Source organism: Xenorhabdus yunnanensis (assembly GCF_028598805.1).
GTDB lineage: Bacteria > Pseudomonadota > Gammaproteobacteria > Enterobacterales > Enterobacteriaceae > Xenorhabdus > Xenorhabdus yunnanensis.
This window is the reverse complement of sequence record NZ_JAQRFI010000067.1, coordinates 1-13,038: the sequence shown is the minus strand read 5'-3', so window position 1 is coordinate 13,038 and position 13,038 is coordinate 1. Positions and strand designations below refer to the sequence as shown.

Sequence of the window (13,038 nt, the reverse complement as noted above, 5' to 3'; positions counted from 1 at the left end):
CCAATAATCTAAAAATAGCCTAAAACAATCTGAAATGCACGAAAATATACAAACAAAAAATTTAATAAATTCACTGTGATATCAACTGATTCGAGAAAACTCAAGCCCTCCAGCTTTCCCATTGCTCCAATGAGTGATTGGATCATTTGTAAAATGGACATCAATATGACAATCGGTGATATCGAAACCATTCTGAGCTGCTTTCTCTATCGCTTTTAACAAAAGAGCTGCAACATCTTTTTTTATGCTGAGAAAAATCTGGAAGTCAGTTTCGGTATAACACATTTTTCATTCTCCTCAGTGAAATGTATGAATTCTAACACTGCCTCGGTGCATCACATAAAAAACTCCACTTGGTGTGCCAAGATAGCTGCTCTTATATTCTGGAATGTGTTGATAATTGTCTATATGAATCTTTTGATCTTGACCAGAAAATTTATCACTACGCCAATAATCTCTTGCTTTATTCACTCTATGAAATTTTTGATCAGAATAATCCCCGTGAGTGTGATATTGACCGACTATTTTGGCATTTTTTGGCAGTTTCTTTAAAGATCGCTTTAGTGATGGTGCTTTTCTGTTGTTTTCTGTTGTTACCTACGTAAGCACGAATATATCCATACCTGCCATTTTTATCCCTAAATATAATCCCACCATATTCTTTATTTCTGTTAATGGACTGTTTATTATATATTTTCAACGCAGTTCTCGCTGCATCATCAAGCGTCCTAAAACAGGTGACGTAATGGCGTTTTTCGCAACCCCTCAGGCCTGCATAACTCCCTACGCTATATATCACAGCAAGGAAAGCGAGCAATATTAAAAGTACTTTTTTCATGAATAAAACCTCACACTTACTTTACAAACTGTCTTGGGAATTACTTATGGAATTCCCCCTATACTTATCTTTTTTTTTAAAATTGCAGATTTATTGATAATGTTTGTTTAACATTTACCATTGCGATACAATTTAAAAAACAGGTTGTATTTTAATACACTGTAAACAAACATTCCCTTAACAGAATTGATTTAAAGTTATGTTTGTCTGCATCGTCATTTAAGGTAAGCGTATGGTATTGAAAAAAATTTTCTTCTTCAAACTAAAAATTATTAAATTTTATTTTGAATGTAATTTTTGATAAAAAAACGAATGACATAAATAACCTGAGTGTTATTTAAAAAAGGGAGAATTACAGATGTATTTGATGATAGGTTCATCACAATTGTCTGTTTAATAATATTATCGAAAAATCTGTAGGAAAACTGGGTATGATTGAAATCGTGTTGGAGATTTTGGTTTGAGGCACTCGCTCGTCGAGTTAAGGGCATTTGGTTAAAACAAAGTGCCGGGTAAAAAAACCGGCACTTTGCAAGTACTATATAATGAATTACATTTATACCCTTCGTCTTTCAAGTTGCCTCTTTGTTGGCTGCGTTCACTCACCCCGGTCACATAGTTATCTATGCTCCCGGGGATTCGCTCCCTTGCCGCCACGATGCATCTTGAAATCCATTGGGTATATATCTACTTAGTTAGAAGAGGGTTTAAAAAATCGTCCATAAAGACAATTGGCTCCTGCTTCTAGCCCTTTTTCCAGTACATTGACGATAGAATTTTTTATAATTTCTCCAGTGCTCTTACCTGATTGAAAATCTGATACGACCTCATGAATAACATTCTCACTAATGTGTAGAACTTCAGAAGCTATATCGGAAACTATAGAACCACCTGAAACATGATTCAATAAACCATTATCAATTTCTTTCATAATATTTTCCTTCAGTTAAGTATTTAAATAAAACAACTACAATCTAATTCATTCCCAAAATATAAACATTACTGATGTAACATCAATCGTGCTATTATCGATCTTGTTATTTTTAAGAATGAATAAAAAAATCAATATGGTAATAAATAAGTGTTTAATATTCATTAAACCAACTGATTTTTTATTCTTTATGAAAAAATACCTCCTTAGAATATAAACATTTATTTCATTATAAATAATCAGTCATTTTTATAACTCTATCTGCCGATTTTATCGTTGATTCTCTGTGAGCTATAATAACCTTTGTGATATTTAGCTGTTTTATTGCATGATTTATATGTTCTTCACTATTCACATCAAGATGACTTGTTGCTTCATCCATAAAAAGAATACGTGGCTTGCGGTAAAGTGCCCGGGCAATAAAAATCCTTTGCTTTTGTCCTCCAGAAAGACCTTCTCCTAATTCACCGATAAGTGTTTCATATCCCATTGGCATATTCATAATATCTTCATGAATAAAGCTTATTTTAGCGCATTCAATCATCCACGTTTCATCACTACTTTCAGAAAAACAACATATATTTTCTCTTATCGAACCAGAAAATAACTTGTCCTCTTGCATCACACAGGCAACCATCTTGCGATAATTATTTATTCCCAACTGTCGTATATCCATATTATCAATAATAACTTTCCCTGATTCAGGTTCAAATAGCCCACATAATACTTTCAATAACGTGGTTTTTCCTGCCCCGGAAGGTCCTGTTATCGCTATACTTTCGCCTGGTTTAATACAGATGTTCAGATTGCTGAAAATTGGCAATGATTGATTATCGTAACGATAAACTAAGTCCTGAGTTTCAAGTGAAGCAGGAGTCATTTTTGGAATGTATGGTATCACTTGTTTTGTTTTTTCCACTTCGTTCAATGCTATATCTGAAATGCGTTCATTGTGTAAACTCATTATTCGTAGCTGGAGTAAAAAGTTTGTCAGAGATGTTACACGATTGGAAAATAATCCCCGGAATACCCCAAATGCCACAAACATCCCTATGGTCATCTGATTATCAATAACCAGCATGATACCCAACCATAAAATAGCTATCTGATCACAAGCCATAATAAACGTATTTGCACCACTAAAAAACAGATCCATTCTCGTGACTTTGATACCTGTATTGATTTTATCAATAACAAGATTAAGCCAGTGGGTACTCCGTAGTTCCATCATCCCCTGCATTTTAACCGTTGAGATTCCGTACAACGTTTCCATAAAATATGAACTGGCGCGTGCTCCCCTAATTAGCATTTCTTCTGATGACTGACGGTAGTAGTTATAAGTCAAAAGCCTGATTAGCACATAGAACACAGTAAAGGCCAGAACAACCCAGGTTAGGTAGCCACCATACAAGATCATCATGATTAGCACACCTATAACCATAATACCGTCCATGATCGCACCGACTACACTGGTCGAAAACGTGGTACGCAGTGTATCAAGTGAATTAAAGCGAGATTGAATATCACCCAGTTTTCTTCGCTCGAAATAAGCTAAGGGAAGGTGTAAAAGGTGCGCAAACAATCCTGCTTTCCACTGAACGTCTATTAACGTTTCCATTATCAAAGATGACCAGGCACGTATCATGCTCACAGCAGTATTCAGCAGAATAAAGAATATCAATCCAGTACAGATAAGCGTCAGTAATCCACGATCACCCGAAGGAATAGCATGATCCATAACTAGCTGTGTTCCCACTGGCATTATCAAATTGATAGATTCAATGACGATAGATAAACAAAAAATTTTTATCAAAGCACTTTTTATGCCTTGTATACTGCGAATAAGCGTCCTCAATTTCACTCGGTTTTGAATTGTCTCGGCCTTAAACTCGCTACTCGGCCAGACTTCCATAGCTACTCCGGTAAAATGTCGGGAAATTTCGGCCAGCTCAACCACCCGACGTCCCCGGGCTGGATCATGGATAACACCTCGATTTTTGCGCGCACTAATCAATACCACAAAGTGATTAAAATCCCAGTGAAGAATGCAAGGCGTCTTTAGAGCACTTATCTCTTCAAGATCCAATGATAACGCTCGGGTTGTCATACCTAATTGGTCAGCAATATCTTTAATTTCTGACAAAGTGGTTCCCCGAGCCGAAATGTTAAACTTCTTCCTAAGTGAAATTAGATCGATATTTTTCCCATAGTATCCACATATCATCGCTAAACAAGCTAATCCACATTCTGATGATTCCGTCTGATGGATCATTGAGACTCGTTTCATTAAGCCAATATCCAATTTTTTAATGATGTTATTAAATGTGGAGTTAATCATTACTCGGCCCCATAGCACTATGTTTCATGTCGTAAAATGGTGAAAGCATCCACTGATAAATTTTTCTATTTTCCAGAAAAAGAGTAGATTGAGCTTTCATTCCGTTTTCCAGATTTAAAAAATGACCATTATACTTTACATGCTGTTTTTCAGGCTTAATGATTATTTTGTAATAAGTAGTATTATTTGCTCGCATATTTATAGGTGAGCCTTGATAAGTTTGCATTTCCTTAGGTGATGCCGGGGCTTTTGAAATAACGTCAATCACACCTGAAAATTGACCGAATTTCTCGGCAGGGAAGGCTTCATATCTAATATTAACCTTATCACCCTTTTTTATATATGATACAGCATCGTTAGGTACCCATATGACAAGATAGTAGTTTTTGATAATCTCAGGAATAACTTGCGCTAAACTATCACCAATATTCACCATTTGTCCTTCTGTGACACTGAGGGAATTTATCTTACCGTTCGATGATGATCGGATAATAATTGAATCTCCCACATCAATGTTTGTTAATTCTTTTTGTAACTCATATCGTTTTAGTTCCATTTGATTAATTCGGTTATCAAATTCCGTTGACTGTGTTTGTATCTGGCTTTTAAGATTAATTATTTGTAATGAATTTTGATCATTTTGATGAGTTAATCCTAATAAATTACTTTGCCTTTGGTGATATAAATTAACCTGATTCATCATTTGATCTTTGTTTATCAGGCCTCTTTTTTGATATTTTTTATAATCTTCCATGTTTTTTTTGATAGCTTTAACGCCTTCTGTTTCTTTTTTAATAATATTAGAAGATTGATTAAAAAATTTTGTATATTGCTCTTTCTGATTTTCTAAGGAATCTAATGTAGACTTTTTATTATCTTTAATGCGAGATATAATAAGATTGATGTTTTCTATTTGTTCTTCAATGTTTTTTCGTTGATTATCGCTAACAACCCCATGTTGGGTTGTTCTACTTACATCAATCAGATAAATAGGATCGCCTTTTTTGACCGTTTTCCCTTCTGTCACAAATTTCTTTACTATAAATCCCTGTACAGGGGAACTAATATTGCCCACTCTCGGATAAGTAGTAATTTCACCACTGACATTTATGCGGCGGGTATAAGAACCAAAAATAACAAATGTCAAACAAGTAACCAGAAAAAAAACTCCGCCTCCGATTACTAACCAAACTGGTATTCCCGGAAGTAAAATTGCTTTTCCACTCCATTTAATTTTTTTATTATCAATTGCTTCTTGCCGAAACAACATATTATACCTCATTGAGAAAGAGTTATCTTTTCATTATAGTCATCACACAATCTGCCTTCTGCTAAATTGGTAATCGTCTTTTCTTTATATCATCAAGTTTATTTTTAACGTCATTCAATATCTGTCTTCTGCTGTTCAGGAAAGATATTGATATTTCCCTTACATAAAATCAATCACTATTATTATATTGTTTTATTATATTATTTACCTAAGGTGGTTATATAACGACTTTACTAAATACTCATTAAACAGAAAAAATATTTAGATAGCTTTTATTGATTTTATAATGGCCTGATGTTAGTTCAAATCTGATGTTACTTCAAAAATTATCCAGAAAATCTTGTGCAAGTTAAACTTTGAAAGTTATTTTGTTGATATGAAATGATTAATGCAAAATCTGTTATCAGAAGCAGCGAAGAACTTGTAAGGTTACATTTTTATTCCCGTTTAGGTAATGTTAAGCACGATTTTTGTACAATTGAACTTCGTAATTACGAGATTATGACTTTATAACGTTATTTTGAACATGGAGGGCATGTCATGAAGAAGGTAATTGCATTTATTTTGTATTTCCTCATCTACTTTACTTTTGTTTGGCTCTTTTCTATTTTTTTTTCGGAAAAATTAGAAGTTTCAAGCACCATTACAGAAGCATTAATTTTTTCCGGCGTAATGGTGTTTTTCTTCATGAAAATAGTTAGAGACAAAGAATCTATCACGAAAATCAATTAAGGAGTTCTATAATGAAAGAACTTACTTGTCAGTTCTTCCACAAGACCTCTATAAGAAGGGAACTTAACATGCTTCAGGCACTGTGTTCCCCTCTTAACCAAATTACAAAAATAGGATCGAGTTTTTTCACACTCAGATATCAATTCATACAATTAACTGACTAAATCCTGCCAGAATGGGCTTTGTCGTGCCAGCTGACGCTGCTCTTCAAGCATGTTTTCAAGTATTTCCAACGTTGTCAGTGGATTTGCCAGCACGACACGTAAAACCGTTGTCGGCTGTCGATCCCATTGCACGGGTTTGATACAGGTACGCGAAACAAAAAATTTCCCCGCAGACCACTGCATAGTCTGGATACTCTGGTTAAGTGCATTAAGCGATTCATGCAACTGCTGTTTCACAGGGGCCGTGCCTTCGCGCAGTACCTGTAATACCGTGGGTGGCACATATCGATAAGTTAACAGACAAAGCTGTGGTTCACTGATTAACTCGAAATCCTCTTGCTGGCGGATGAGATCTGCAAATTGTCGTGCTTTTTCGATGCTTGCATCTATCAAGCATGCCAATCCCTGTCGGCCAAGCAGATGGAAGTTACTGTGTAACATAAGCGACATCGCACTGCGTGAACCTTCCAGAGTATGGCGTCCCAGATCCTTAGACCCCTTGCGCACAATGTAATTCGCATGCTGGGCAATAGCGTTGGTAAGGGTAGGCTGCCGGAACAACACCATGCCTGATCCCATTGGCACATACATTTGCTTATGGGCATCGATCGTCACGGTATCAGCACGTTCGATACCCGCGAATAAATGTCGATAACGCTCTGACAGTAGGCTTGCGCCTCCCCAAGCGGCATCCACATGAAAATGACACTGTTCCCGCTCAGCGATATCCGCCAGAATGTTCAGTGGATCGATAGAGCCGGTTTCTGTGGAACCTGCTATTCCGATAATAGCCATGGGTTTGATATTACATTGACGCAGTTTCTGCAATTGAGTGCGCAGGTCATCAATGCAGATCCGCCCATCTCTGTCAGTATCAACTTTTATCAGCGCATCTTGTCCCAAACCGAGCACATCCACGGTTTTTTTCAACGAATAGTGCCCCAGTTCCGATACCAGAATTGCTAAACCACTATAGCCATAATGCAGCAGTCCTCTGGCTAGCCCCTCGCGTGCAAGACCAGCAAAATTGCCATCGGCTGGCATGAGCTGGTTTCGACATGCCCACATCGCAGTCAGATTAGCCAGAGTCCCACCAGAACAGAAGGTCGCCAGAGCGTGCTCGCCGTTGTGAAGCCACTGCTTATAGAAAGATTCGTCGCGGTTGTATACCAATTTATGCATCATACCCAGCACTTGGCGTTCCAGCGCAGTCAAAATATGCGATGTTTCCAGTTTGACCAAGTTTTGGTTCAGTGCTGTCAATATTTTGCCGAGTTCAGGTAAATGTTTGGGGAGGGCTGATGTCATGTGACCAACAAAAGTTGGTGATGATACGGGTACAACGTGATTGAGGATATCTTGGCTCAAATATTGGGCATATGTCCCGGTATCAACCGGAGAATCCGGGATAATCACTGAAGAGAACTTACTTTCAAGCTCTGTCAATTCGCGCATTGGTTTGTTTAACTTGCGGAGGCAATAAGTGACAGGGTCACCTGCGATATCCGTTTTCAGTTCGAGCAGTTCTTCCTCACCGACACGAGGAATAAACTGGTCGAGCAGCGTTTGCCATTCTTGCTCATCCAGACTGTCAAGAAAATGCAGCATAGTTTGCCTCTTTAGAGTCACTAATAATATCGATCATATTTTCTCAAGTTTTAACCGCCCCGTGGCAGGGCGGTGATAAGGGCTACATTACTATCTGTATTACTATCTGTATTACTTTCTGTATTACTATGAGTGATTATTTATTCAGCCTATCGCACGAATCCATGAGGTTTTCCCTGCCTAAACAAGAATGCGGAATTGGGGTTATTCATGTAATCCAATTTCTGCCATAAACCAGAAAGCCATTGCTCAACTTGTGGCATGGATAGCATGGTCATATGGTTGCCGGGCACAAGCGTCGTGTTTAGTTCAGTGGTGTGAAGGCTCCACTGGGTTTCGCGGGTTTTCCTTTCATCCAAATCGCCTTTTTCTGCGTTGATCAGATGAACAAGTCCCTCATAACTGGTACGAGGTATATAGCCAGTATTCAGATTAGCCTGCATAACGCGGATAACCCCTTGCAGTAATGATATGGGCGTTTTCGCGGGGAAAAGACCGACTTTTACCAAGGCATTGTGCAGAAGCTGAATTTGTTCATCCGGTGCCAGTCCGTCAAAATCTTGTCTGGAGAGCGGAAGAGGTTGATCTAATATCATATTATAGATATCAATCAACTCCATGAGCGCCTCAATACGGTTGACTGATTTGAGGGGACTATCTTGCTGATTAGGCTCATCGGTATCAATAAGGATGAGATCAGATACACGTTCCCCTTCAGCTTGTAATTGCAAAGCCATCTCAAAAGCAATCCAACCACCAAAAGAGTGGCCTAATAGGTGATAAGGGCCATGAGGTTGGATTTGTCGGATATTCTGGATGTAGGCACGAGCTGCCCCTTCGACGCTGGTGTAAGGAACGTTATGTTCGATAGTGAATCCACGCGCCTGCAAAGCGTATACCGGGAGTTGCTGTGGGAACGATAAAGCCAATTCGAGCAAACTAGACGGGCTGGCACCCGCACCCGGCATACAAAATAACGGCGATACTGATCGAGAACCCTGTTGAATGATAACGCATGGGTCGAAAGACGGAACTACCCGTAAATTTTCGGTGATTGAATCCACTATTTGGTTTAGCAAAGGAGGATGCATAATGGATAAATGCGTCCCACCAATCGGATGGAGTACCGAATTGTGACCAACTATGCCGTGCCAACCGCGCCAAACATCTTCGTTGATTAACTCATCCGCAGTATAAAGGTGGATAGGTAAAGATGATTTTTGCGCGATATACTCCTGACCAAGCTGTGTCGTCATCTCAGCGGTGTAGAAACGGAGGAGAATATCCTCGCGTGTGATACCTGTTGATAACCATTGATGTTCAATGCAGTGATCAAGAACCTGCTCCAAACTACCTAGTTCCAAACGACCTAGGTTGTGAAGCTCTCCCAAAGCATGTTCATCGTCAATACTCTTTTGAGTGCGCAGTAAATCAATAATTACTTCAATTCGTCTTGCATCTTTATTCACAGATTGGTCGGTAGCCGTTGCTGGCGCATTATGATCTTTATTGGAGTGATTATAGGAATCGATCATACCGAGAAATTCTATCGTCTCACCGTCACTGTTTAATTGTTGGGCCATTTCATAAGCAATTAAACCACCAATCGACCATCCCGCCAGACGATAAGGCCCATGTGGCTGGACGCGGCGAATCGCCTGAACATGACTGGCTGCAAGTTCCTCAATCGACACAGGAGGAAGCTCAAGTGTGTGGATGCCAAGGGCTTGCAACGCATAGACGGGAAGTTCCGGCGGTAGTAAGGCAGCCAGTGAAGAATAAACGAGTGGGTCGCCGGAAGTTTCGTGTACCAAGAACAAAGGTGGCAAAGAACCTGCTGGGCTTAGCGGTACTGGGTTTGAATCAAACGGAGATGCTGTGTGGTCAACGTACTCACCAACGGCTAAAGCAAGATCCCTCAATGTGGGATGAGAAAATAAAGTAGTCAATGTAACCTCCATATCTTGTTTACGCATTTGATTCAACAACTGTACAGCGAGCAGCGAGTGACCGCCAAGTTCAAAAAAGTGGTCATGGCGACCAATTTGCTCCAGTCCCAGTAAGTTTTGCCAGATTTGCGCCAGCGCGGTTTCTGTTTTGCCGGCAGGGGATTCATAGCCACGTACCACGAAAGCGGATGGATCGGGAACGGGCAACGCCTGACGGTCGAGTTTGCCATTGGGAGTCAGCGGGAAAGTCTCCAAAGTGACAAAGGCACTGGGCAACATATAATCGGCAAGATGCTGAGCGAGCTGCTGACGTAGTTCGGCAGGTACTAACTTAACGCCAGTTTGAAAGCGCAGATAGGCGACCAAACGTTTCTGGTTTCCCTTATTCTCATCGGAATTGTAATTAGGATTGTCATAAGAACGGTCTTCGCGCATAAGAACAATGGCGTCACGTACGCCGTGGCATTGCTTCAATTTAGCCTCGATTTCGCCGAGTTCGATGCGAAAGCCCCGCAGTTTGACCTGAAAATCATTGCGGCCGAGGTATTCGATATTGCCGTCCGGCAGCCAACGACCCAGATCGCCGGTTTTGTACATGCGGGCATTGGGTTCTGAAGAAAACGGATCAATCAGGAAGCGCTCAGCGGTGAGTTCAGGGCGATTCAGGTAACCACGGGCTACACCGGCACCGGCGATATAAATTTCACCGGCAACACCGAGGGGAATGGGCTGACCATGCAGATCGAGAATATAAATCCGGGTATTGGCAATCGGGCGGCCGATAGGAATGGAACGGGCCGCATCTACGGGGGATGCAATCACATAAGTGGCGGCAAACGTTGTGGTTTCCGTTGGACCATAGCCGTTAATCAGATGGGCGGGTTGCGATTCCGCCAATTGTACGCGTTGGATTTTTCGCGGATCGAGAACATCGCCGCCGATAAGCAGGTAGCGCAATTGTCCAAACAGGGGCTGGAGCGTATCCAGATATTCGTTGAACAAGCCAGCCGTTAACCAGAGGACGGTGACATGCTCCCGAATCAGTGAATCGCGGAAACGTACCGGATCGAGTAATGTCGATTGGGAAACTATGTGCAGACGACCACCGTTTAACAGGGCAGACCAGATTTCCCATGTCGAGGCGTCAAAAGCCATATTGGCACAATGGGCAACGCAATCATTCTCCCCGATATCGGCATAACCACTATTGATCACCAGTCGGTTAACACTGCGGTGCTCGACCATCACGCCTTTAGGCTGTCCCGTTGAGCCGGAAGTGTAGATCACATAAGCCAGATGACGAGCTGTCAGCCCCAGCGTTTGTGCATCTGGATTGTGAATCTCTGGATTGTGAATCGGTTCTGTCTCCGGAGGGGTTTCATCAAGAGCTATTTCATCAAGAATTATTGTAGGCACAGATGCAGGCACGATGCCTTGCAGCCTGTCGAATGGGGTTATCTGGGTCAGCAAGGCCACAGGCTCTGCATCTTCCAGCATATGTACCAGCCGTTCAGTGGGATAGTCGGGATCGAGCGGCACATAAGCCCCGCCAGCCTTAAGGATACCGAGCAATCCTACAATCATCCCCAGACTGCGCTCAGCACAAATTGCTACCCGATCATCCGGACGTACTCCCAGCGCAATCAGGTGATGAGCCAGCCGATTGGCGCGGCGATTCAATTCAGCATAACTGATTTTTTGCTCTTCAAATATCAAGGCAGTAGCATCAGGACGGCGTGCCGCCTGAGCTTCAAAAAGCTGGTGGATCAGGGCATCTTGCGGATAGTCTGCCTGTGTGGCGTTGAAATCTATCAGTAATTGTTGATTTTCTGCTTCCGGCAGCATTGGCAGAGTGGCAATCAGTTGTGTCTCATCAGCAGCCATCGATGTCAGTATGTTGGTTAAATAGCTGACCATGCGTGCAACGGTTGTGGCATCGAACAGATCAGCGGCATAGGACAAAGCACCAAGCAAACCATCATCAGTTTCGATCAGTGATAACGTTAAATCAAAATGAGTGCTGTGATACGCCTGTTCAAATGGCGTGAACTGTAGATCAGGTAAGACCAGTTCCTGAGCCGGCGTATTATTTAAGGCCAGCATCACTTGGAAGATTGGGCTGTAGCTTAAGTTGCGTTCAGGTTGTAGTGCTTCCACCACCTGCTCGAAGGGCAGATCCTGATGCGCATAAGCGGCTAGCGCCCGTTCCCGAATCTGTGCAAGCAGATCTGCCACACTCAGGTCATTATTGAATCTGACGCGCAAGGCCAGCGTATTGACAAAGAAACCAATCAGCCCTTCAAGTTCACGATTCGGGCGGTTGGCGACCGGTGTACCGATGACAATATCATCCTGACCACTGAGCCGGCTGAGTACGATACTCCATGCGCTCAACACAGTCATAAATAGGGTACTGCTATGGCGTTGTCCCAGCGCCTTAAGTGATGCCAATAACGCCGCATTGAGGTGAAAAGAGATTTGGTCGCCGACATAAGTCTGCATCGTTGGACGAGGCCGATCGGTGGGAAGTGTCAGTAAGGCCGGAGTATTTTCGAGCTGGGTACACCAGAAATCACGCTGTGCAGCGAGGGTTGTTTCTTTTAACTGTTCATGTTGCCAGACAGCATAATCCGCATACTGGATGGGCAGCGATGGCAAAGGAGCATCATGTCCATCAAGGGCTGCGCGGTAGAGGATTCCCAGCTCTCGTACCAGCACACCAATAGACCAGCCGTCAGTGATAATGTGATGCAGGGTGAGCAATAATACATGCTCTTTGTCCGCCAGTTGCAGTAGTTGACCGCGAATCAGCGGGCCCTGAGCAAAATCAAAGGGGGTTTGAGCCTCAAGGCTGGCAAGCTCTGTAATGCGGTCAGAATGCAGGGCCGGATCGAGCTGACGCAGATCGTGGCAGGACAGGGCAAAACCGATATCAGCAGGGTCAATATGCTGGCAGGGCTGTCCTTCAATTGATTGCCCTTCAATCGAGACAAAACGCGTACGCAGGCTTTCATGGCGAGCCACCAGACGGTTAAGCGCAACCGTCAAGGCATGATGATCGAGCGCGCCGGTAAGGCGTAATGCCGCAGGGAGATGGTAGGCCTGACTGGCGGCCGGATCGAGCTGACCGAGGAACCACAAACGCTGTTGGGCAAAGGACAGTGGCAATGGCCGGCGGCGGTCCGCCGTGGGAATGCGCGTCTGAGTG

8 protein-coding genes are annotated in these 13,038 nt (G+C 42.2%); all 8 read right to left on the bottom strand.

Annotation, left to right across the window (positions count from 1 at the left end):
• Nucleotides 1–81 precede the first annotated feature (81 nt).
• Nucleotides 82–285, bottom strand: a complete 204-nt coding sequence (locus PSI23_RS18670) for a hypothetical protein (RefSeq protein WP_273556485.1) — start codon at nucleotides 283–285, stop codon at nucleotides 82–84.
• 12 nt (nucleotides 286–297) lie between these two features.
• Nucleotides 298–525 (bottom strand): hypothetical protein, encoded by a 228-nt coding sequence (locus PSI23_RS23260; RefSeq protein WP_373567354.1) that lies wholly within the window; start codon nucleotides 523–525, stop codon nucleotides 298–300.
• Complete coding sequence (locus PSI23_RS18665; protein ID WP_273556484.1) at nucleotides 488–838, bottom strand: DUF4329 domain-containing protein; 351 nt, start codon at nucleotides 836–838, stop codon at nucleotides 488–490. The genes PSI23_RS23260 and PSI23_RS18665 overlap by 38 nt, the downstream gene beginning before the upstream one ends.
• Nucleotides 839–1,529: 691 nt before the next feature.
• Complete coding sequence (locus PSI23_RS18660; RefSeq protein WP_273556483.1) at nucleotides 1,530–1,769, bottom strand: hypothetical protein; 240 nt, start codon at nucleotides 1,767–1,769, stop codon at nucleotides 1,530–1,532.
• A 229-nt stretch (nucleotides 1,770–1,998) separates the two neighbouring features.
• Nucleotides 1,999–4,107, bottom strand: a complete 2,109-nt coding sequence (locus PSI23_RS18655; RefSeq protein WP_273556482.1) for a peptidase domain-containing ABC transporter — start codon at nucleotides 4,105–4,107, stop codon at nucleotides 1,999–2,001.
• On the bottom strand, nucleotides 4,100–5,374 hold the full coding sequence (locus tag PSI23_RS18650; protein ID WP_273556486.1) for an HlyD family secretion protein: 1,275 nt from the start codon (nucleotides 5,372–5,374) through the stop codon (nucleotides 4,100–4,102). The genes PSI23_RS18655 and PSI23_RS18650 overlap by 8 nt, the downstream gene beginning before the upstream one ends.
• An 887-nt stretch (nucleotides 5,375–6,261) precedes the next feature.
• A complete protein-coding gene (panP, locus tag PSI23_RS18645; RefSeq protein ID WP_273556481.1) occupies nucleotides 6,262–7,881 on the bottom strand; it encodes a pyridoxal-dependent aspartate 1-decarboxylase PanP in 1,620 nt (539 codons plus the stop codon).
• Nucleotides 7,882–8,030: 149 nt separating this feature from the next.
• The coding region (locus PSI23_RS18640; protein ID WP_273556480.1) for a non-ribosomal peptide synthetase at nucleotides 8,031–13,038 on the bottom strand (5,008 nt) is incomplete at its 5' end.